The sequence below is a fragment of the Paenibacillus sp. JNUCC-31 genome, assembly GCF_014844075.1.
Classification (GTDB): Bacteria; Bacillota; Bacilli; order Paenibacillales; family Paenibacillaceae; genus Paenibacillus.
In genome coordinates, this window is record NZ_CP062165.1 from 4,559,130 (window position 1) to 4,582,228 (window position 23,099).

At 39.6% G+C, this 23,099-nt stretch carries 22 protein-coding genes; 18 read left to right on the forward strand and 4 right to left on the reverse strand.

Annotated elements, in window-relative coordinates:
• Positions 1-53 precede the first annotated feature (53 nt).
• Complete coding sequence (locus JNUCC31_RS19800; RefSeq protein ID WP_192263644.1) at positions 54-1,622, reverse strand: stalk domain-containing protein; 1,569 nt, start codon at positions 1,620-1,622, stop codon at positions 54-56.
• A gap of 426 nt (positions 1,623-2,048) precedes the next feature.
• Here JNUCC31_RS19800 and JNUCC31_RS33840 point away from each other — a divergent pair, with 426 nt between their 5' ends.
• The 5 genes from JNUCC31_RS33840 (at position 2,049) to JNUCC31_RS33845 (ending at position 5,799) form a co-directional block, all read left to right on the forward strand.
• A complete protein-coding gene (locus JNUCC31_RS33840) occupies positions 2,049-3,062 on the forward strand; it encodes a DUF4183 domain-containing protein (protein ID WP_267132479.1) in 1,014 nt (337 codons plus the stop codon).
• 82 nt (positions 3,063-3,144) lie between these two features.
• Positions 3,145-3,429: a DUF4183 domain-containing protein gene (locus JNUCC31_RS19810; RefSeq protein WP_192263648.1), complete on the forward strand. Its 285-nt coding sequence runs from the start codon at positions 3,145-3,147 to the stop codon at positions 3,427-3,429.
• A 201-nt stretch (positions 3,430-3,630) separates the two neighbouring features.
• Positions 3,631-4,863, forward strand: coding sequence for a WXG100 family type VII secretion target (locus tag JNUCC31_RS19815; protein WP_228469122.1), 1,233 nt, complete (start codon positions 3,631-3,633; stop codon positions 4,861-4,863).
• On the forward strand, positions 4,863-5,345 hold the full coding sequence (locus JNUCC31_RS19820; RefSeq protein WP_192263654.1) for a hypothetical protein: 483 nt from the start codon (positions 4,863-4,865) through the stop codon (positions 5,343-5,345). Before JNUCC31_RS19815 ends, JNUCC31_RS19820 begins: the two co-directional genes overlap by 1 nt.
• 331 nt (positions 5,346-5,676) lie before the next feature.
• The gene (locus JNUCC31_RS33845) at positions 5,677-5,799 is read left to right on the forward strand and encodes a hypothetical protein (RefSeq protein WP_267132480.1); all 123 of its coding nucleotides are present in this window, start codon (positions 5,677-5,679) and stop codon (positions 5,797-5,799) included.
• 247 nt (positions 5,800-6,046) lie between these two features.
• Here JNUCC31_RS33845 and JNUCC31_RS33455 read toward each other — a convergent pair whose 3' ends face one another.
• On the reverse strand, positions 6,047-6,685 hold the full coding sequence (locus tag JNUCC31_RS33455) for a hypothetical protein (protein ID WP_228469124.1): 639 nt from the start codon (positions 6,683-6,685) through the stop codon (positions 6,047-6,049).
• A 21-nt stretch (positions 6,686-6,706) separates the two neighbouring features.
• Positions 6,707-7,270: a matrixin family metalloprotease gene (locus JNUCC31_RS19830; RefSeq protein ID WP_192263657.1), complete on the reverse strand. Its 564-nt coding sequence runs from the start codon at positions 7,268-7,270 to the stop codon at positions 6,707-6,709.
• 358 nt (positions 7,271-7,628) lie between these two features.
• Between JNUCC31_RS19830 and JNUCC31_RS19835 the strand changes: the two genes are divergently transcribed.
• The 11 genes from JNUCC31_RS19835 (at position 7,629) to JNUCC31_RS19885 (ending at position 21,262) form a co-directional block, all read left to right on the forward strand.
• Positions 7,629-8,183 (forward strand): RNA polymerase sigma factor, encoded by a 555-nt coding sequence (locus JNUCC31_RS19835; RefSeq protein ID WP_192263660.1) that lies wholly within the window; start codon positions 7,629-7,631, stop codon positions 8,181-8,183.
• 465 nt (positions 8,184-8,648) lie between these two features.
• Positions 8,649-9,848 (forward strand): WXG100 family type VII secretion target, encoded by a 1,200-nt coding sequence (locus JNUCC31_RS19840; protein ID WP_192263676.1) that lies wholly within the window; start codon positions 8,649-8,651, stop codon positions 9,846-9,848.
• Positions 9,845-10,327 (forward strand): hypothetical protein, encoded by a 483-nt coding sequence (locus tag JNUCC31_RS19845; RefSeq protein ID WP_192263685.1) that lies wholly within the window; start codon positions 9,845-9,847, stop codon positions 10,325-10,327. The genes JNUCC31_RS19840 and JNUCC31_RS19845 overlap by 4 nt, the downstream gene beginning before the upstream one ends.
• A 275-nt stretch (positions 10,328-10,602) precedes the next feature.
• Positions 10,603-11,277, forward strand: coding sequence for a PDDEXK family nuclease (locus JNUCC31_RS19850; protein WP_192263693.1), 675 nt, complete (start codon positions 10,603-10,605; stop codon positions 11,275-11,277).
• Positions 11,278-11,760 (forward strand): hypothetical protein, encoded by a 483-nt coding sequence (locus JNUCC31_RS19855; RefSeq protein ID WP_163758592.1) that lies wholly within the window; start codon positions 11,278-11,280, stop codon positions 11,758-11,760.
• 189 nt (positions 11,761-11,949) lie between these two features.
• Positions 11,950-12,279 (forward strand): hypothetical protein, encoded by a 330-nt coding sequence (locus JNUCC31_RS19860; protein WP_192263697.1) that lies wholly within the window; start codon positions 11,950-11,952, stop codon positions 12,277-12,279.
• Positions 12,280-12,606: 327 nt separating this feature from the next.
• Entirely contained in the window at positions 12,607-15,744 is a 3,138-nt protein-coding gene (locus JNUCC31_RS19865) for a DEAD/DEAH box helicase (protein WP_192263700.1), read from the forward strand.
• A gap of 291 nt (positions 15,745-16,035) precedes the next feature.
• The gene (locus tag JNUCC31_RS19870; protein ID WP_192263703.1) at positions 16,036-18,417 is read left to right on the forward strand and encodes a sensor histidine kinase; all 2,382 of its coding nucleotides are present in this window, start codon (positions 16,036-16,038) and stop codon (positions 18,415-18,417) included.
• A gap of 2 nt (positions 18,418-18,419) precedes the next feature.
• Entirely contained in the window at positions 18,420-19,040 is a 621-nt protein-coding gene (locus JNUCC31_RS19875; RefSeq protein WP_192263704.1) for a hypothetical protein, read from the forward strand.
• A gap of 1 nt (position 19,041) precedes the next feature.
• Positions 19,042-19,659 (forward strand): HNH endonuclease, encoded by a 618-nt coding sequence (locus tag JNUCC31_RS19880; protein ID WP_192263720.1) that lies wholly within the window; start codon positions 19,042-19,044, stop codon positions 19,657-19,659.
• Positions 19,649-21,262 carry an Eco57I restriction-modification methylase domain-containing protein gene (locus JNUCC31_RS19885; protein WP_192263728.1) on the forward strand — a complete coding sequence of 538 codons (1,614 nt, stop codon included), beginning with the start codon at positions 19,649-19,651 and terminating at the stop codon, positions 21,260-21,262. The genes JNUCC31_RS19880 and JNUCC31_RS19885 overlap by 11 nt, the downstream gene beginning before the upstream one ends.
• A 397-nt stretch (positions 21,263-21,659) precedes the next feature.
• Here JNUCC31_RS19885 and JNUCC31_RS19890 read toward each other — a convergent pair whose 3' ends face one another.
• Positions 21,660-22,004: a helix-turn-helix domain-containing protein gene (locus tag JNUCC31_RS19890; protein ID WP_192263732.1), complete on the reverse strand. Its 345-nt coding sequence runs from the start codon at positions 22,002-22,004 to the stop codon at positions 21,660-21,662.
• Between the two features lie 141 nt (positions 22,005-22,145).
• On the opposite strand from JNUCC31_RS19890, the gene JNUCC31_RS19895 reads away from it, so the two are divergent.
• Both JNUCC31_RS19895 and JNUCC31_RS33460 read left to right on the forward strand, forming a co-directional pair.
• Positions 22,146-22,661: a HEPN domain-containing protein gene (locus JNUCC31_RS19895; protein ID WP_192263735.1), complete on the forward strand. Its 516-nt coding sequence runs from the start codon at positions 22,146-22,148 to the stop codon at positions 22,659-22,661.
• A 224-nt stretch (positions 22,662-22,885) separates the two neighbouring features.
• On the forward strand, positions 22,886-23,080 hold the full coding sequence (locus JNUCC31_RS33460) for a hypothetical protein (RefSeq protein WP_228469125.1): 195 nt from the start codon (positions 22,886-22,888) through the stop codon (positions 23,078-23,080).
• The last annotated feature ends 19 nt before the right edge of the window (positions 23,081-23,099 follow it).

The window sequence follows — 23,099 nt, forward strand, 5'->3', positions numbered from 1 at the left end:
TTAAGAACAAGACGTTTATCTGAAGGGGATTTTTTCTATGCTATGCGGCTCGTTTAGCGTCCTGAATCTTTCTGATCAGCATCGTCAATGGTCAGCATAGCTTTTTCTGAATCCCAGGATACGTTCAATCCCAAGTCGCGTAATACCTCGAAAGGCACTGTGGTTGCTCCTGAGTAATTGCCTATAGGTTCCGATAGTGTCCTGACTTGCTCCCCAGACGCAATTGCGTGTGTTACAAGATACTTTGTTTCATTGGGGCGGAGTGTAATTGTTCTGCCTTCATATTTCAACGTATAGTGGTCTGCGCTACCTTCCGTCTTATGAACCTCAAATTCTGCACCGAGTGCTAAGGCGATGGCCTTAATTGGCAGCTGCACGGTCTTAGGCGTTTCAATAGCAGCATACATCGACTGGAACAGTTCACCGTTCAGATATACATCTGTACCAATTTTGGCTTGAACGGGTTTATAAACCATGCCTCCAGATGATGTTGCAGGTGCCCCCGCTTCCTCGTATTTATCACTTCCCCAGCCCCATACGGTTCCATCCGAGGATAAGGCAAGACTGTGGTAATATCCTGCTGAAATATCAGTAATGCCGGATAGATGGTTTACTTTTCCTTCTTTGCCGTTCACGGTCCTTCCGTAGCTGTACACCTCACCGGATGTCGTGAGTAATAACATATATTGCGAATTTCCATCCATCTTCTTCACCTTGAAGTCGTAATGAAAGCCGAACGCTTTCCCTTTCTCGTCCACCCCCCAAACTTTCCCGTTCTTATCCAATGCAAGCAGGGATGTATCTGAACTTGTGATCGATGATATGTTGGTCAGGCCTTTTATCTTGGTAGGTTTGGACAGGGTTTTACCGGGTTCGTCGGGCTCGTTCCACGTCCATACGGACCCATCTTTCTTCAGAGCATATCCATGCAGACCTGCCGTTCCAACCTGGATGATATCTTTCAGTCCACTGATCGCATGCGGTTTACGTAAGTGATCAGAATCGCTTACTTGAGCCGCCGGGCGCTGCCATGACCAGACTGTCCCGTTCTGGAGAAGGGCAACGTTGAAAGTACCAGTCACCACATCCTTCGCAGAGTGGATGCTTTCGACTTTGCTGGGTAGTTTACCAGCACCCCACTCCCAGACGGTTCCATCCGCCTGAACGGCTGCGTTGATTCCACCACTGGCGGCTGAAATGGCTATTACATTGGATAGTTCCGGTATGCGGGTTGGACCAGATGTATGACGATATCGAACCTTTTCGCTCACACCCAGCTCTCCCCACAAATTACGGCCCCAGGTCCAGACCGAACCATCACTTCTCAAGGCAACAGTGTAATAATAAGCTCCCTCTACAGCGGTATAGTAGAGTTTCTTCTCTGTGTTTGCTGCATTCGATTGAACAGAAGGATTACTGGCTGAATGCTGTACGATGGTGGCTGCGTGAGTCGTTGGTACAGTAGTCAGCTCAATCAGCAGGCCTGACGCAACTAATGCGGCAGCCATTGCAATGGCGAATCGCCGGGCTGATTTATTTTTACCCTTGGGTCTATGATTCAAGCGTGAAGTGGAGCGTTGTTTGTCTTTTGCTGTATCATCAAATGGGTTAACCGAACGCATGGTATCGCCTCTTTTTCGGATGAGATGGATGTGAATGATGCATTGTTATATAAACGCCTTATGAAGGATTGAAGTTACATACCAATGATAAAATTTCTTTTATATTGAAGATCCGTGCTGAGTGTGTTTAATTTCTTTCTAGCAACCAATAGGAAACATATACGGAGTCGTAACTTAAACGTGGGGGGATAGAATGAGAAAAAATATATATCATATCGTTAGCGTTAATCCTGTTAACTTCAATATCCTTTTGACCCTTCATAAGCAGACAATGAACGCATATCGGTAAGACAAAGGACTATGGCAGGAGCTGTTGTCTTTTTTATTGGGCATCCTTCCTAGTTATACGCACACTCTCCGAATGTGCTAATGACATATATATAGGGCATATACACTGTGTGCTTTGGCCTAAGGAGAGTGAACGTTTTGAAGTATCTAAATAAGAGGATAGCTACGCCTAAACGATTAAGATCCAGACGTTCAACATCGAAATGCAGAAACAAATCCCCAGGAAAACGCAGGATATGCCATATTATCCGTAAACCTTGCCGGAAAAAGCGGCGCTACCTCCGACCGAAGCGCCCAATCAGACAACTGAAAGTAGTCTGTGGCAAAAAAGTCATTGCTTTGCCGAGGGGGATTGGCGTCAACCCGGTATTTCCGGAGCCCGGGTCCCGGCTCGCTCCGACGAGACAACATGAAACGGAGACGGTCGGACCTCGTGGAACACAAGGTCTGGTAGGGGAGCAAGGTGCCAAAGGCCCTGCTGGCCCTCACGGCGAGCATGGCCCACCGGGATTTCCCGGAGCCCAGGGGCTCGTCGGCCCTCCCGGAGCGGAAGGTCCTGTCGGTCCTCCTGGAGTGCCGGGCGCGCCAGGGCTTCCCGGCTCCCAAGGCCCCGTCGGCCCTCCGGGCAAGCAAGGCGAACCGGGCCTGCCCGGAGTACAGGGTCCCGCCGGACCTGCTGGTGAGCAGGGCGTGCCGGGGCCTCCCGGCTCCCAAGGCCCCGCCGGCCCTCAGGGAGAGCGAGGCGACCCGGGCGTGCCCGGAGCGCAAGGCCCCGTCGGTCCTCAGGGCGAGCAAGGCCCTGCTGGTCCTCCAGGTGAGCAAGGTCCGCCGGGCAGCGTACCCGGAATTGAGATCATTCCTACGGTAAACCGTTACTTCTATTTTCCGGAAACCGATCTGGATTTATCTGACTCGGTTACGATTCCCGTCGGGGAATTCGTGAATGACGAAGGCGGTAGCGCAATCGAATTTGCTGGACTTGGACTTACCAGCTTCAGCAATCTTTATATCAACGGGATTGTCCAGCCAGGCAACTCCTACGACGTAAGTGTTGATATGTTGTTCTTCCCGTCACAAAGCGGTGTGCTCTTTGCTGGAACGCCAATCATTGTGGAGACAATTCAACTAACAGCAAATATAACAAATGGTTAAATTTGGTCAAACCTCCTCGTGACTTCGCCTTCACTACTCTCGAATCTACCACATATACTATGTCAGGTAGGAGGTGAGAACTATGCCACTCGTAACCCCATTTCAGAACAGTGTAAGATTTGCTGCAACCATTGGTGACGGAACAGGTACCGGAGCAACGTTTGCGATTGCTGCAACTGCTTTTACAAACGACGCCGGTGCAGCTGCAACGGCATTTCCAGGCACGTTCAATTATTACAATCTTTATATTAACGGCATTATGCAAACAGCGGATACATCTACCGTAACAACCACCACAATTACGATTCCTGGTGGAGACGCACTGAATGCTGGAATTCCAGTTGTCGTACAATTCGTCGTGTCTTAACGCTTACCTGAATCATGATGCATCATTATCTTGTTCGGCTTCTATCTCAGATAGAAGTCGTTCTTTTTTTGTACAAGGCATCAGCCAACTTAAGGTATTCATGCACTAATGCGCAAAATAGCAACCTAAGGGATGTTGCCCAACGACCGAATAACCGATGAGAAAATGAATCCTCCGTTTGATTCCAATTCCCTTTCTGACTTGTTAAAATTTAGGTACATACACTACGGACAGGTTGGCGGTGAAGAGGGAATGCAACGAATCGAGGTACATCCCGTTGTATTGGACGAAAAAGCCCGGTTGGTCCAGCAAAAGAAACAGGAACTGGAGCGAATGGTCCGAGAACTGGAGAAATCCATCTATCTGTTGCAATCCGAATGGTCGGGTGTGACAGGGGAACGTTTCTTTTGGGATTTTATGCAGGTGAAAGAAGTGTTCCCGGCCACACTCGGGCTGCTGGACGACATTCAGAATGAGTTTACCTTTATTGCGAGAAATTTCAGGACAACCGATGGCTCAGGTGAGGTTGCGCTGTACATCCCAGAAGAACTAAAGCGAAATTTCGCTGTAGGACTGCTTGATAAATCCATTGGCGAAACGATAACCGGAATGGGCCAGACGGCAGAAGCGCTCTTCTATAATCCGTTCAGTACATTAAGCAGTGTGGCATATGCCATGACAGTGGGGAAAGTGGTTGACGTTGGACGAGGTATTGGATTCGCATGGGATGCAGCCTGGGGCACGGGAACAGCTAGGTCTGATATAGAACAATTTGTGGATGAGCAGAAGAAGCAGATTGATGAGAGTGGAGCAGGATATTACGGTGGAGCGATGACGGGCCAGGCCCTGGCCTATGTTTTATTTGGCAAAGCTTTTCGTTCGGTGGAGAATAAGCATAGCGATCTGGGTGGATCGGGTGGAGGTAAGGGCAAAGAGGGGAATGTTGGTAGTATAGTTAGGGATGGAAACAAAACAAAATATACGAACCCTGCTGGGAATGATCTGACGTTTGTTGACCAACACCCTAAAAATATTAATCGTGATGTTGTTAACTTTTTGAAAAGTCCAGACGTAGGTAAAGCCACTGAAGCCAAGGTTGCCGACTTTATTAACAAAGAGCAGCAAGTCACAGCATTTGGGCAAAAAATCCTGAAAGAGAATGGCGAAGCGGCAGGTGATCTAGACGTAGTTACCAAAAGTGCAATTATTGAGGTGAAGGCTTCAATTAAAGCTGTAAAAGAAGATCAATTTAATAAATTCATGGATAAAAACCACGAGTTATTCTTTAATCCAGAGCAAAAGCAGGTAATTCTATATATTGATAAGCCGTTAACCAATTTGAGATCAGAACATTCACAAATGTTAGAACGCATTGAAAAGCAAGGTGTAACTGTTGTAAATTCATTGGAAGAATTAAAGGGGGTATTAAAATAATGGGAACTTCCGCATTTATATTAACGGATCGAAAAAAATATACAACTGAAAAGTTATTATCAGATTCTATAGTTGCAGCTTTTAATGCAGATGTTATGCTCAACTTTCACAATAGTAAGAATTATTCAGCAGACGGTCATTTTCTCTCAACTACCATGAACATAAGCCATAAATTAGTGAAAGAAAATAACTATTCGTTTATCTTCTACGTTGATGCAACAGATAATCCGGGATTGGAATTTTACTATAATGATGATGTTGGACTAGAAGCAGACAGAGAACTTTTTCAGGTCGGCTGCATAGAAGAAATATACGGTGTTCAAGAACTTGTTTTTGAATTTATTTACCATTACCTCAAGTTAAACCCTGATGATTATTTTTGGGTAGCAGACTATGACTGGGTTTATAGTTGGGGGGATATGGAAAAATTAAAGGCTCTACCGTACGACCCGGATTGGTGTTATAAGAATCCGCGATCTTAAAGAAGATTATTAACATGTGACATGTTAAACAGCCTATTCCTATTAAGAATATATGAACAAAAGAGAATCTTTTCTTTGATAAAGATGAAGAAACTTACAATAGCGAAGGTGCATTAAAATATACTCGACTATAATAATTGGTGTTATATAGATCCAAACAAAATTTAGGTGAAACACAATAATTAAGATTCAGGCACTTCTACCAGACCCTAAGTAGAGGTGCTTTTTCTATAAAATCACAACAACTAGATTGGATAGATAACGAGATTAAAACCTTAGAGAAGGAGAAAAAAATATGTTTGGTAATTTTTATTTTGGAGGGGATTAAGAAATGTCCATCAGTGCTGTGATACTTGAACCACAGAATGATTATGAAAAGAGTTTTTTTGTTGCAGTAGCAACAGAAGCTTTTTTCAAAGAGTGCTGGCAACCTGCTGTTGAATCATTAGATTGACGCCAAGTCTTCTAATTTTCCAATTGAGCTGCCTATATTCATTTTGATCCTTTTCAGACACTCAGCCATAACTGTATTTTCACATTTATATTCCTATTGTTTTTAAATTTTAAAAGCATAGGGTTTATAAACTAAAAATCAGGTTGCTGATCATATACCCTAAAGGTTACCTTTCTTTATAGACAAAAGAAAGGTACTTGCCCTAAGCTGCTAAAGCTTAGGGCAAGTACCCATGAACTACTATTACCTATTGTTGATTCTCAGCAACAATACGTTTGATTTCTTCTTTAAATGTAGCTAGATCCTGGCCACTTATCATAGCTTTTGATTTCTCCTGTTGATTTACTGAAAATACCCTGTCGCCTTGGATTTCATATTTTCCCTGAAACTCACCTGCAACATAATAAAGTGGGCCAATCTCTTCATCATGTCCAGCTTTCAAAAATAATACGTAACTGTCACCCGGTTTCATAAGTGGGTTATCACGCTGAATAGTGAGTTCGCCTGTTTTTTCCCTTTCCTCTTCTACACCAACTTGTGTTAGAATAACTTCTTTCTGCTCACCATCGCCCTTTAACTGGTCTGTAATTGTAGCGTTATAAAATGTAGAGTCCTTTTCAACATCTTCGCTACGAACATCCTTTATCTTCACTTCAGCAATGACGACCGAAGCCGCTTCAAGTTCCTCTATACTATCATAAGAGTATGCCAAACTTCCGGAGGTCCCTCCAGTGACAGCCTTAGATTTAGGATCACTTGTTATTACTGATACTTGATCTGCCGCTGGAGCAGTTGTTTTTTGACTCACTTGGGAGGGAGTCGCAGAACATCCTGCAATTACTGCAACCGCTGCAATAGATCCAACAATTATCTTTACAGATTTCAAATTTACCGCCTCCACTTTCGTTTAATAAAGAGAATTAATACCACTTAAATCATCGGATTGAGGTGTATAAACGCCACATGTATCATACCGAGCAGGTGTGTTGTCCCTCATCAGAACACATCCTGATGCATGGTCAAGTCCTAGTACATGGCCGATCTCATGTGCTGCTACGGAACGTGCCTTAAGACTAGAATAGCCGCTAGTGTAGTATGTGTTTATCCAAGTGTAGGAGTAATATGTTGTTCCGTTAACGTCGGTATACCACTGTGCTTTTCCATCATAGTCAGTATTGCTTAGGTGTACACCTTGAAATTCAACATTAGGACTTGATGTTGTTTGCGTAGAAAAATTAGGTTTGGTTGATTGCTGGTTCCAGTTATAGATAGCATCATTCCAAATAGAATTAACCGAATCAGATCCGGTTTTATTATAGCTTAACTTACTGACTTGATTAGTAGACCATTTAGCTCCAGTGGGAACCCATGCGTGCGTTACATCAGTAAATCCACTAAACGGAACGAGAAGGCCCGACATCATTGCTGCGACGGCAATTTTCACACCTATACGTAATTTCTTTGTTTTCATACTAAAACACCATCCTCCTTTTGTTGGATTCCCTGAACAGGTCTGCAATGGATCGGGCTTTCATTCTCTAAACGATCCATCCATGAGAAATGTTTCCAATTTCCAAAAATTCGCAACACCTAACCCCCTCTGATAATATTCACTCTCACTGTACAGGAAGAACGGAAAGCTCCTTTAGATCAGAGCCTATTGATTATAACGTATAAAATACCAAATCCTGACCGTTTCTACCAATTTTTTTTATAAATAAGGTATACTATGTTTACCAAATATATGATCTACCGCACTTTCATAATTTAATCCTGTATTTAAAGTGAACCATCATTACATATGCAAAATGGGAAGGAGTATACACCAGTTGACGAGGGAAAAATGGTTTTATTTATTACGCAGGCCAATGGAAGAATTGGAAAATGATCAACATGAAGAAATCTACCAATCATATTATAAATTTATCTATGGAAATTTGTATTCGCTGCTTGGAGATCATGCACTCACAGAAGATTTAATTCATGAGAGTTTCCTTAAAATTATTGTAAAGGGACCCGATCTTCAGTCAGAACAAAATATCCCCGCTTGGATTAGAAAAGTTGCCTACAATACCACTATTGATTTTTTAAGAAAGAAAACTAAAGAAAATCAAACATTAAAAGCCCTTATTCCCTTGTACGAGTGTGATACTCATAGGACCAATAATGTCGAATCTGAACTGGAATTAAAATGGAGGAACGAGAAGCTTTATCAAGCTATTGGGGAATTAAAATTAAATCATCAGATAATGCTCAAAATGTTCTATGTAGAGGGGAAGACCTGTAAGGAAATTGGGGAATCTATTTCTCTGACAGAAGCTACTATCTCTAAGAGATTATCGAGAGTCAGGAAATATCTACGCGAACTTATTATAAATCAGTAATTATTAGCTCTGGGATAGCGCCCGTTGGAGCCTATAGAGTATTGAAGAAATACTGCTACAGCTAATTTCTATGGACAAATTGTTCCATACAATAGTTCTGGATCAACAGTTGAACCAGATGACTATTGGAACTATACCGCAGTTTTATATATGACCATATAATGAGGGCAATCGCTGCTGGAGAAGTTAACAGTAAGTGGCCTTCTTTTCCATGAGAATGTGGATTGTTCTGTTTCAGATCAACTTAAATTATGAATTTTAGGAGGATTTGTATGAGGGAAATTCAAAGCATCACAGTATAATTAGCGTCAAACATGCACTATTGCGCAAAAGAGCTGGCTTAGGAATGTTCCCCAACTACCGGATAACCAATGAGAAAATGAATCCTCCGTTTGATTCCAATCCCTCTTCTCACTTGTTAAAATTTAGGGATAATTACTACGAACAGGTTGGCGGTGAAACGACATGCAACGTATTCAGGTACATCCTGATGTGTTGGAGGAAAAAGCCCGGTTGGTCCAGCAAAAGAAACAGGAACTGGAGCGAATGGTCTGGGAACTGGAGAAATCCATTTATATGTTGCAATCCGAATGGTCGGGTGTGACGGGAGAGCGTTTCTTCTGGGATTTTATGCAGGTGAAAGAAGTCTTCCCTGCTACACTGGGTATTTTGGATGATATCCAGAAAGAGTTTACCTTTGTAGCGAAAAATTTCAGGACAACGGATGGTTCGGGTGAGGTTGCTCTATATATTCCTGAAGAGCTGAAACGAAACTTTGGTGTAGGGCTGCTCGACAAGTCGATTGGAGAGACAGTAACTGGAATGGGTCAGACGGCGGAGGCACTCTTCTATGATCCGTTCGGCACGGTGGCCAGTGTGGCATATGCGATGACGGTGGGAAGGGTGGTCGATGTTGGGCGAGGCATTAAGTTCGCATTTGACACAGCCTGGGGAAACGGTACGGCCAGATCGGATGTGGAGCAGTTTGTGGAAGAACAGAAGAAACAGATTGATCAGGATGGACTGGGTTATTACGGCGGCTCCATGATGGGTCAAGTGTTGGCCTATGCTTTCGTTGGTAAGGCGTTTCGTTCGGTGGAGAACAAGCATAGCGATCTGGGCGGATCGAGTGGGGGGAAGGCGGAGCCGGGGAAAGGGAACACTTATACTAATGATGCTAGGTTAAGAATGGAAGGGAATAAAACTATATACCCTAATCAATTCGGTAATGAGATATCTTGGACCAAACAAGGTTCTAAAGATATAGATGCTATTATCGAGAAGAATTTAAAAAGTTCAAAAGCTGGTGATGTTTTAGAGGGTGAAGTAGCACAGACTGTAAAAGGTACAGGAAGATTACAGGGGACTGGAATACAGTTGAAATTGCAAGATGATACAATAGCAGGGGATATTGACGTGTTAACAGATTCACATCTTATTGAAGTGAAAAAGTCTTTAAGTGCAGTAAGTAAAAAACAATTTGATAAGTTGACTGATCCGTTAAATGAGAAATACTTTAACTACGATAACAAGGAAATCATATATTATATTGAAGATATTACTGTAAATAATAGAACCCAGGAAAATCTAGTTAAAATGATTCAGAATAAAGGAATAAAAATAATAAGTTCTGCTAACGAATTAGAGGAGGTCTTGAAGAAGTGAGTTCTTTGATTTTTTTGAAAAAGATAGAAAATTACGTTCCTGAAAAAGCCATTGAGGATTTTAAGAAAGCAGCTCAAAAAGCGAATATGTTTTGCATTTTGATAAAAGATAAATATCGTGATGATCTTTTTATATCTGCTGAAGGGACACTATCAGAAGTTGATGAATCTACTTTTAAAAGCGTAGAGAATAAGGACAACTTAAAGTACTTCACATTTAATGTTAATCAAGTAGAAGAAGATTCAATTGATAGTTTCACTTGGCTTACTCAAGACGAAAATTACTTCTGGGCTATGGATATTGAAAATATAAATCATGAGTACAAGTTTATCTTTAGATTCGTTGTAGAGTACTTCAAAGATAATATTCAAGATTATCTATGGTTTGATGATGCTGAATGGTATTACTCCGCTGACGATATTTTAAAATTAAGTCAGATGCCATATGACCCGAAGTGGTGCAGTGAAAAGATTATATAGTCTTATACATCTATAGATAATTCATTAAAGTGATTAAGCACTTCTACAAGAGAGATTCAAAATTAGAAGTGCTTTTCTTCATGAACGGGTGCAAAAGAAAAATCAGACATCAGTGATGAAATGCCACAGTGTAGGGCATATTAAAACATACTCGACTATATATAAGTCACACGCCATTTAGGGAGACCTTTATTTCAGATCTTTATTATAACGATAGTAACAATTGAAATTTTCGTATATATAGTCCCACGGCCAGATCGGATGTGGAGCAGTTTGTGGAAGAACAGAAGAAACAGATTGATCAGGATGGACTGGGTTATTACGGCGGCTCCATGATGGGTCAAGTGTTGGCCTATGCTTTCGTTGGTAAGGCGTTTCGTTCGGTGGAGAATAAGCATAGCGATCTGGGAGGATCGGGTGGAGGTAAGCCGGAGTCTGGGAAGGGAACAGATGCGTATATTGGTAGTATAGTTAAAGATGGAAACAAAACAAAATATACGAATCCAGCCGGAAATCAATTAACTTGGGTTGATCAACATCCGAAAAATATTAGTCGTGATATTAAGTCATTTGTTGATAGTCCCAATATTGGTAAAGCAACAGAAGGAAAAGTTGCAAAACTTGTTTCGGAACAAAAAGAAGTTATAGGCTTTGGACAAAAGGTTCAGAGGGAAGATAAAACACCAGCCGGTGATTTTGATGTGTTAACAAAAGATGAAATTATTGAAGTGAAAGCTTCTGCTGGCGCTCTAAAAGTTGATCAAATTGAAAAATATACAAATGTAAATCACAAAGATTTTTTGAATTCAGAAAACAGAAAAGTTATTGTATACATTGAAGAGCCACTAATTAATCTAGCGCCTGAACAATTACAAAAATTGAATAAGATTAAGGATATGGGCGCAATTATAGTAAACTCAGATGAAGAATTGAGAGGAGTTTTAAAGTAAATGGGAACCTCATCATTTTTTTTAGTTGAAAGAGACAAATATTCACCAGATAACTTACTATCATCCATAATGTTAGCAGCTTTTCATTCTGACGCTATGCTTTACTACAGGAATGAAAAGTATTTTACCGAAGAGAAACAATTCAAGTATACAACGATCAGTATCATGCAGGATCCAGATATGGATGATAATAAATTTTTAATATACATTGATGGAGTTAAGAACGATGGGTTAGAGTTTTATAATAATGGACAATTTTCAGGATTAGAAACCTCCCTTTCCTTATATCAAGTTGGTTGTATCGAGGATGTGTATGATAACGAGAAGTTACTTTTTAGTTTTGTGTATGAATACTTGAAATTAAATCCCCATCAATATTATTGGTTGGGAGGTTATAATTGGGTTTACAGTTGGGAGGATATGAAAAAACTTAAATCATTACCGTTTGATCCGGATTGGTGTTATAAAAATCCCCAACACTAAACACCCTGATGCATGTGATGAATTCTTGAAAAACTTCAAAAAGCCTATTCCAACTTGATTAAAAGTAGGAATAGGTTTCTTTTTACAAGGCTAGCTCACAGAAATGAAATCTAGTTAGCAAGAATAAAGAACAATGCATACCGTCCACCGGACTATTTTAGTTCGGTTTTTGGGGGGGGGGATTAAGTAATGTCTATCAGTGCAGTAATACTTGAACCACAGAATGATTTTGAAAAGAGTTTTTTTGTTCCAGTTGCCACGGAATCCTTTTTTAAGGAGTGTTGGCAACCTGCTGTTGAATCATTAGGATTAAAATGGATTGACCTCTTTCCATCAGGTGTTGATATAGAGAAGGAAGATGTAACCTTAATTATTGGGGAGCTAATGCTGATAAAAGAATGGGCGGCAGAAAACTTAAATGAGGAACAAAGAGATAAAATATTCGAAAGGATAGCAGGACTTCGAGATAAACTGCCACTTGCATTTCAACGTAAGGATACAGTTATTTTTATAGGGTAGACGGATTTATATTCTATGAAAGTTTAATAGGATTTGAATAAGATTGAAGGAAAATGAGGCTTTGTTTATTCAGAAGAGAAAACACATTCAAAGACATATAACCCTAAGTGGTACAGTAAAAAGATTGTTTGAGTCTACTCTTCCTCATAAAACAAATAAGTAAAGCACTTCTACCAGATCACAAGTAGAGGTGCTTTTTCCTATGAAATCAAAACAACTAATGAAATCTTCCACAGGTTGGTCGATAATATAGAAGAAGTAATTTTTAGCTCACCATATACATAGAGAACTATCCACAACCATCCTACACCCACACGAGGTACATTCATGAAACAAGGCATATATGAACAGCTTATCAACACCATCACCAGACAGGAGATTTCGGCGCTGGACCCGGATGTGTATAACATTGGGACCGAGAAGCTGGATGCAGAGGAAGCACGTAAACTGCTGTCCACGTATTTGGCGGCGGTGACCCGGCGAGCGCTCAAGATTGTACGGGAACAGACAGAAGATAAGACAGCTGTGTTGGCGCAAATCCGAACGTGTAATGAGATTATTGCTACCCTGAAAGGTACGCTTGGGGAAGAAGAATACAACGAATTGCAACTGGATGAGCAGGGGGAAGTGCTGACCCATGTGTATTCCAAGCTGAACAGCATTCGTGCGGTCCGGGATACCAAAATCGTTCGTCCAGATACGCCCATCTCCCAAAGCTCTTTATTCACAGGTGCAAAGTCCGAGCCGAGTATGTTACTGGAGTTGCAAAAGGAGATCGTGACCGCCGATCGGATCGACTGGTTGGTGTCATTTATCAAATTTAGCGGGCTTCGCCTACTGCTGGAACAGCTTGAACAGTTCACGGCTAGTGGAGGGAAGCTGCGGATCATCACAACTACATACATGGAAGCAACCGACCTTAAGGCCATCACTGAACTTAGCAAACTGCCCAACACGGAAATCCAGATTTCCTATGATACCAAAGTGACTCGGCTGCACGCCAAAACGTACATTTTTCACCGCGATACTGGATTCACCACAGCCTATGTCGGCTCCTCTAACCTGTCCAACCCGGCGCTAACCAGTGGTATGGAGTGGAACCTCAAGGTGACGGAGAAGGATTCACTCGATGTGCTGCGCAAGATTGAAGCGACCTTCGAGAGTTACTGGAATGACCGCGAATTTACTCGGTATGTAGCTGAAGATGAGGGACATGAGGCACAGTTGAAGGCGGCTCTGAATCGCAAAAAAGATCAGTCCAACCACTTTCATCTCGACATCCAGCCATACGATTATCAAAAGGAAGTGCTGGAGCAGCTGGACGCTGAGCGTACGCTGTACGGACGAACCCGCAACCTGATCGTCGCCGCCACAGGCGTTGGCAAAACGGTCATCTCTGCCTTTGACTACAAACGATTCCGTGCATGTCATGCGGGAGCTAAGCTGCTTTTTGTCGCCCATCGGGAAGAAATCTTGAAGCAAAGCCGGGATACGTTCCGGTATATCCTGAAGGATATGAATTTTGGTGAGCTGCATGTCGGGAATCACCGAGCGGAGGCGCTGGACCAACTGTTTGTTAGTATTCAGAGTCTTAACTCCATGAAGCTGACGGAGATCACCAGCCCAGACTATTACGATTACATCATTGTGGATGAATTCCACCATGCCGCTGCTCCTTCGTACCAGAAGCTGTTATCCCACTACGAACCGAAGATTTTGCTAGGACTCACTGCAACTCCGGAACGGATGGATGGCAAAGACATTACAGCCTACTTCGATCATACGATTGCCGCCGAGATCCGTCTGACTGATGCGATTGATCGGAAGCTGCTGAGTCCTTTTCAATATTTTGGCGTCACCGATACCGTTGATCTATCTCAGGTGAAGTGGTCGCGTAAAGGCTATGATCTGAATGAATTGGAGAAGCTGTATACCCATAACAAAATCCGTGCCAACCAGATCATCCAAAGTCTGAACAAATACGTAACCGATCTGGACGATGTGAAGGGACTTGGGTTCTGCGTAGGGGTGGATCATGCAATGTATATGGCAAAAATATTTAACGAAGCCGGCATTCCATCCATGGCCCTGCATGGCGGGTCGAACGAACAGGAGCGTCATTCTGCGAAAGGACAGCTGGTAAACGGGGAACTGCGCATGATCTTTGTCGTTGATCTGTACAATGAGGGCGTGGATATCCCTGAGGTGAACACCATCCTGTTCCTGCGTCCTACCGGAAGTCTAACCGTATTCCTGCAACAGTTGGGACGTGGACTACGGATGGCGGATGGAAAAGAGTGCCTGACCGTGCTCGACTTCATAGGACAAGCGCATCAGGAGTACAGGTTTCAAGATAAGTTCCGTGCTCTGATCGGCGCCACCAAACATTCCATCTCGTACTACGTCGAGAACGGCTTCTCTAAACTGCCACGCGGCACGTTCATTCAATTGGAAAAACAAGCGAAGGAATACGTCATGCGCAACCTCAAGCAGATGAGTCGTAATCGCAGAGCGTTGATCCAGAAGCTGCAAACGTTCCAGCAAGACACCGGACTGCCGCTGACACTGGCTCATTTTGTAGAGCATCACGGGATGACACTATATGAATTGTATGGTGGACGTACGGGCAAAAGGTATTTCCGCGGTATGTTGGCCGAAGCCGGATTAATAGCACCCATCGAAGATGAACACGAGGAGTATATCCGCCGACTACCGTCTGTGCTGACGATTAACTCCCGAAGCTGGCTGACGTTCCTGATCGACTTTATTGAAAAAGGCCAAGAACCGACTACCGCCGATGAACAGCGCATGTTGATTATGTTCTATTACACCTTCCATCGGGCTGCGCCTGAGAAACTAGGACTGAGCAGCATCGAAGAGGGTGTGCGGCGTGTGTTGTCTTGTGAGGCATTCCGAGCAGAGCTTGTGGATATTTTCAAATATAATTGGGCTCATCTGCGATTTGTGGATAAAAGTAATTCGTTCCCGTACACTTGTCCACTGGATATCCACTGTATGTACTCCATAGACCAAGTGCTTGCCGCCTTTGGTTATTGGAATGCCCAGCAATCGCCCGCCTTCCGCGAAGGTGTGAAGTATTTTGCCGATGAACAGACGGATATTTTCTTCATTACGTTGAACAAATCAGACAAAGATTTCTCACCCTCAACGCTGTACGAGGATTATGCGATCAACGAGCGTTTATTCCACTGGCAGACTCAGAGCCGGGTGTCGGAGCATACGGCTACCGCGCAGCGGTATATCCATCATCGAGAGACGGGCAACCGGATCGCGCTGTTCGTGCGGGAGTATAAGGAGGAGCATGGCTATACGTCTCCATTTGTCTTTCTGGGCGAAGCGGATTATGTGAGTAATGAGGGGAACAAACCGATGAGTTTTGTTTGGCGGTTAAGGGAAGAGATGCCCGCGAAGATGGTGGCGGTGGCGAATAAGTGTATTGTTTGATGGAATATAATTGAATATAATATTTATTAGTTATATATTTTGCACTAATGGATTATAATAGTGCAAATTTGCCCCAGATCTGTGTTGTTCCGTTTTCAAAGGGAATAAAGTTGAGTTATTTGCTTAAATATATTATTTTTTGTCGATTCAGCTTAGGAGTGTAAATCTTAATTGCGGCATTGTTTTAGAGTTCAATAACCTTTAGCTATTAAAAGTTATTTGTTACATTTTTAGTCCAATATCGAGTTAAGTTCGGTTTTTATTATAATATTTTTAAAGGAGGAAAAGAGAATGCCGCAAATCCCATTCAAAGTTTCAGCAAGGGCTGCAAGACTTATAGGTAGAGAAAATGTTAGCAATGCAGATGGTGCACTTATCGAGCTTATAAAAAATTCTTACGATGCTGGGGCTAGTATCTGTGTGGTTTATTTTGATTGTACGAATCAAGATGATAATTCTATTTATATAATAGATAATGGTCATGGTATGAATGCGCAAGTGATCGAGGACAATTGGATGACGATTGGGACTGACAATAAGGAGCATGATTATTTAGGCGAAGATGGAAGGGTAAAAGCGGGCGCCAAGGGAATAGGTCGGTTTGCACTCGATCGATTGGGTGGTAAAGCTGAGATGATTACCCATCCCAAAAGTGGTAAAGAGACTTACTTTTGGAATGTTAACTGGGAAGACTTTGAAGAAACAGGGACTACCATTGAGAATGTGTATGCTAATATTGAGATAAATCAAGGGTTTGATTTTCAGAACAGTGTAAAGAATCTATTGGATCTTTTTGAACAGAGGATAGATTTTAAAAGACATAAATTCAATAACGGAACAATTCTAAAAATAAAGGAGTTAAGAGATGATTGGAGTGATTATTACATTGATAAAATCAATACAAATTTAGAATTCCTAGTTCCAGCTAAAGAGCAAACAATATTTGAATTATATGTATTTAATAAGGAATTTCCTAAAAAGTATGGACAAATAAGTTCACTTGCCGAATATGATTTTGACTACAAGCTTCGAGCAATAGTTCTACCGAATAAGAATATTGAAATTGAGATACATAGGAATGAGCTAGACTTAAAGTTAGTTGACATGGACTTGTTTGAACTTGAGGAAATGAAAGCAGCACCTTACGATATTGACACGTTTAAAAGAGGCTTTTTTCAAAAGTCAACAACATTAAACTATTTACTACCTAACTTTGAGAAGGAATTTAATAAAAATGTTTTAGATAATTTAGGTGGGTTTGAGTTTACTATGTACTTTATTAAAAGATCTTTCTCCAATAATGATAGGAAAAAGTTTTTCTATAGAAATTTTGATTCTGGAAAACGAGATAGTTGGATGAATACGTTCTCTGGAATTAAGGTATATAGGGATTATTTTAGAGTAAGACCTTATGGAGAAATGGAAGGAAGTTCATTTGATTGGCTGATGCTTGGGGAAAGAGCTGCAAAAAGTCCAGCAGCTCCAAGTCACAAAACAGGTTCTTGGAGAGTACGTCCCAATCAAATATCTGGTAGTATATCTATATCCAGGCTTAATAATCTTAATTTCGAAGATAAATCAAGTAGAGAAGGTTTTCAAGAGAATAAAGAGTTCCAAGCACTAAAAGAAATAATAAAAAAAATTGTCCACGAATTTGAATATGATCGTCAGTACGTAATGAGAGCCTTAGATAAATTGTATTCTAAGAAGAATTTTGATGAACAAGATAGAAAACAAGCAGATAAAATAGCAAAAAATATCTTAAATAAGATGGTAGATAATGAGCATGAGGATATTGGTACATTAACCGAGAAGAACATAAAGTCATTAAATGCTCATAACGTAAATATTTTGGCTAAATCGTATCTGGCACAACAGCGCTCATTTAAAGATCTGATAACTGAGAACCAGTTGCTAAGGGCTCTCGCAAGTACAGGACTAACTCTGACTTCATTTGCACATGATTTAAGCAATTTAAGTTCAAACATACTGCATAGAAATAATAATGTAAAAAAAATGATGTCGAGGTTAATTGATGATCATCAATTATTAGAGTTAAAAGAATATCAAAATCCTTTTGTATTAATTGATGATATGGCAAAAGAAGATGAAAGATTGAAAAATTGGCTAGAGTTTTCTTTGAATACTATAAAAGTTGACAAAAGGAAGCGTAATAAAGTTGATTTATACAAATATTTTGAGGTTTTTGAAAGATCTTGGAACCCTGTTTTGACATTTCAAAAAGTAAATATTGTGGTTCCTTCATCTATGGATAATGAAAGATTCTATTTTAGAATATTTGAAATTGATTTTGATAGTATATTTAATAATTTAATATCTAACTCACTCTCTGCGTTTCGACGAGAGGATGCATCAGAAAAAAGGGAAATCCGTATTGAGTTGTATGAAATTAATGATGAATTAGTTATTAACTATTCTGATTCGGGCCCTGGTTTGTCTCAAGATATTAATGAGCCTTTTAAAATTTTTGATCCATTATTTACAACTAAGAGAGATAAAGCGGGGAAAGAAGTTGGTACTGGTTTAGGAATGTGGATAGTAAGGTCTACAGTCGATTATTATAATGGACTCATAAAGATTACCAATATCAGACCAGGCTTTTCATTACAACTTGTTTTTCCTAAAAGAAAAGATGAAGGAGTACTAAATTAATTATGTATAGAATCGCGTATATAGACGACGAAACTAATATAGTAAGACAATTTCAAGCGACTATGGATGAGGATTTCGATGTAATTGAAATTGATCTAAAAGAGAATATTGAAGATATGATTGAAGATATCATAGAATCAAAAGTATCAGCAGTGGTAATTGATTTTAATTTAAATAGTTCTAAATCTGAAATTCATTATAACGGAGTGGATTTGCTTAATTATTTGTTTGGTGTAATGGAGAATTTTCCGGGTTATATTCTAACATCATTTGAATCTGAGGCAGAGGGGACTCTGCTTGATCCTGATCTAATTCGTGCTAAAGAATTTGTTAGAGACCATAAAGATTGGTTTGTTCATAAGCTAAAAAAGAAAATTGAGAGTCATAATAAACAGATAGATTTATTCAAGTCTGAATTATCTAACTTAAATAGAAAATTCCCTAATTTGAATTCTAAAGAAGAAGAAAGACTTATTTTTTTGGATGATTATTTAGAGAAAAATTCTAATGGTTACAAGTCATTACCTAGTGAAGTTAAAAAAATATCAAACGATGCAAGGTTAGATAGGCTGATATTGTTATCTCAGAGATTAATAGATGAATTTAAAAATGAGAGGGAATGACATGAGCACCAGTAATCTTAGAACTAGAGATCCGATAAGAACTTGTAAAAAAACTTACACTAATTATAGAAGTTTTAAGAAGTATTTAGCTCAAGATTTCAATAATAGGTGTGGGTACTGTGATGATTTTGACGGATGGATTGGTGGGACTTCAACCTATCATATTGATCATTTTGCTCCAAAAATAAAATTCCCACTATTGGAAAACGATTATACTAATTTAGTATATGCTTGCTCATTTTGTAATAGGTTTAAAAGTGATGATTGGCCCTCCGAAGATCATACTATAAGTGTTGTAAAAGATAAGGGTTACATAGATCCTTGTGATGCTAAATATAAGGGTCATTTTGAAAGAGACCTGTATGGAAACATCATTCCATTAAACAATGTGGCGGATTATATGCACAACAAGCTACAATTTTTCTTAGCAAGACATCGTATTATATGGAATTTAACTAGGTTAAAAATTCAATTAGATGAGTTAGAAGGACTTGCTACTCGTTATAAAGCTGAGAAAGAAAAATATGATAAGATACTTCATTTGTATTTTGAATTAAGTATTGAATTTCAAAATTATCTAAGATATTTGTTAGGGGAAAACTTCCAAGATGGAACATAAGAAAAAAAATGGGGTTTATTATACACCTGATTCCTTGGCGAACTTTGTCATAAATCACTTGTATTTTAATTTCCTCGAAAACAAAAAAAAAATAAACGTCTTAGAGCCAAGTTGCGGTGATGGTATATTCATCAATGCCATTGTTAACAGTAAAACTGAAAAAAAACAAAAACTGAATATTACTGCGGTAGAACTGGATGAACTAGAGATTGGCAAGATATCTCAAGAAATGTCTGATAAAGTTGGAACAGATATAAATATTACTTTTCATAATAGAGATTATCTTGAATTTCAGGTGTTAAATAAAGACAAATATGATTTAATCATCGGAAATCCACCATATATTAGTCACAAGCATCTAACTGAACATCAAATCTCTTTAAGTAATGAAGTATTAACTAAGGCAAAAGTGAGTCCACCTAGAACAAAGAATCTATGGATTTCCTTTTTAATAAGTTCAGTTCTATCATTAACCAATAATGGAACTATCTGTTTTATATTACCCTCTGAGTTGTTACAGGTTAAACATTCGTTATCTATTAGAGATTTCCTATTTAAACATTTTAATTATATTGAAATATTTACTTTTGGAGAGATAGTTTTCGAAGGTATTGAGCAAGATACTATTATATTCATAGGTTCTAATTCAAAAGGTAAAAGAGGTTTTAAATACAGCAATATTGACAATTTGAAGGATTTAAACATAGATGTAATAAATGAGAGCGAAAATTTAGCGGATATTCAAATCAGCGAAAAATGGACCTCCCTAATATTAACGAATAGCCATATCGATAAGTTAACTGCTATGAAAGAAAGAGTTTATCCCCTCGACTTTTACTGTAGCTCTGGTGCAGGTATTGTAACAGCGGCTAACAAAAGTTTTATTGTTGATGATAATTTAGTTGAGAAATATAAGCTGGAAGAATTTAAACTCCCTATAATTCAAAAAAGTTCACAAATAAAAAATTTAATAAACTTCACTAAAAATGATTTCGAAGTGATACAACATTCAGGAAAACCTACTAACTTACTGCTTTTTAAAGATCAGGATTATGAACTCTTCACCCCTGAGAGTAAGTTATATTTAGACCTTTTAGTGAAAGATAAAGTACATCAGAGATATAAATGCACAAAAAGAAATAGGTGGTATGTTGTACCTTCAGTATGGAAATCTGATGGTTTTTTCTTTAAAAGATCATTTTTGCATCCCAAAATAATTGTAAATGATGCTGAGGTATTGGTAACTGATACAGCTTATAGAATAACCATGAAAGAGGGGTATGATATTAAATCATTAGCATTTTCGTTTTATAATTCCTTGACGCTTGTATTTACTGAATTATTCGGTCGATATTATGGTGGTGGGGTCTTAGAACTTACTCCGAATGAATTTAAAAAAGTACCGATACCTTACGTTAATGTTACCAATGAAGTGTTAATACAATTAGACGATATGTTCAGAGATGAAGAAGATTTCAGTAAGATTTTAACCTTTACGAATGATATTGTATTAAAACAAAGTTTTGGTTTCACAAATGATGAGATTGAATTTTTAAATACTATAAGAGAACGGCTAATAAATAGGCGGTTAAAAAGATACTGAAACCATATTAATCTGGTAGTATTTTGATTAGGTCGATAACATTTTTTAGTTGTTGATTGGATATAGAATATGCTTGGAAAATAGTTAGTGGGTTAGCCTCATGGGCTTCAATTTTACATTTTTGTAGTTCGAGGAATTGTTTATTTGAGGAATAGTTCTGTTCTAAAATTTTTAAAATTTCCTGTTTATAATCCATAATTCACCTCTAAATTTAACTTATTGTATAAAGTCAGTATTATCCATTGAGTGCGATGTATTCATTTAGATTTTTGATCTAGTCTGTTATTGATCAATACTTCCTAAATTTGTTCTGAATTATACAGGGTATGTTTATTCTCTTTGTAAAAGACCGCAGAAACAAAGAAGCAAAGTAGCCAATAGCTGCTTTGCTTCTTTGTTAACCTTTTAAAATCTCGCGTATCACATTTTTCGTTAGTTGAATACTTTCTGGAGAGGCGTCTCTCAACATTGTTACAATTTCTTGAATTACTACTTCTGACTCTGTGAAGTGAAAGTCCTCATCAACATAAGCGAAAAGCTGCATTAAGTTTACTTCAAGTGACTCAGCGATCTTTGCCAAGTTCACCAAAGAAACATTCTTTTCTCCACGTTCGATCTGTCCTATGTATGAAAAATGAAATCCACCTTTTTCTCCGAGGGATTCCTGTGAATACCCTCTTTCTTTGCGTAGTGCGCGGATTCTGGCTCCCACCAGCTTCAAAACTTCTCTGTCCTCGTTCACGGTATTCACCTCTCTATGTTCAAAAGTGTAGACAAGTTTCCTCAAGGTAAACACCAAACGAAGAATACAAATAATTTATTTGATTACTATAGGTATCATTTTATTGTATAATACTGGTATTAACTCTTTGGAGGGATGACAATGGCAAGAAATTGGTCCATAACCGAAGCACATTTTAATCACCAAGTAGATTTTACTCCACGTTCGCAAGACCATGATATCTCCACACAACCTAGGTCCAAACACATTCCTGCTTACCATATGCTACATACTACAACAAATGCCTATCACCAACATGCTAAGTATCATCTCAAACTTGCCGCCATCATGTGTAATCATAATCAGTTTAAAGCCTGCCTAATTCTATGTGATTGGGCTCTAGCCTCCATGATTAAGGCGCTTTATATCCATAAGTATCATTCAGTTCATCCACCCAAGGAACTCACCATGAACGAAATCTTGCCTTTAGTGCATACGGACACTGAACCCGGACTGGATATTGCCTTGTTCATCGGCACGATGCAACATATGTCATCGCAAGCAGATTACCCACATGACCAGCCACTAGAACTGAACAACATCGAAAAGCTTCTTCAACGAACAGAAGAGATATTGTACGAGTTATCCAAACGAATAATGAATAATTCATCAGAGTGAGATTGATTTTGAAATGGCTTCTTAGGGTTAAATGCTTGAGTAATCTATGTTGCGCTTACAAGATGACATCATCCAAATAAAGGATATATGATGCAGAGAATACAAAGGATGCTCCTTTCTCTGCATCTGGAAAGTAGGTGTACATTTTGAAAAGAGTAATCGCTATCTCGTTTCTTATATTATCTCTATTGGAATTGGTTACTTTAATCCTAGTCGGTAAAAGCATGATGAACGGGTATATGGAACCAAGCACGTTTAGAGGGATGATTTCATTCCCGTTATTCGCGATGTACCTATCGATCTGGATGTTCTTCTCACGACAAGAGTTTACCGGAGGACGAGTCGCGGGACAGATCAGTTTGACAGCGGCATTGTTGACGTCGTGCCCGTTGGTGTGTTTGTTGATTATTTTCTATTAAATCAACCCATCTCTTCCCA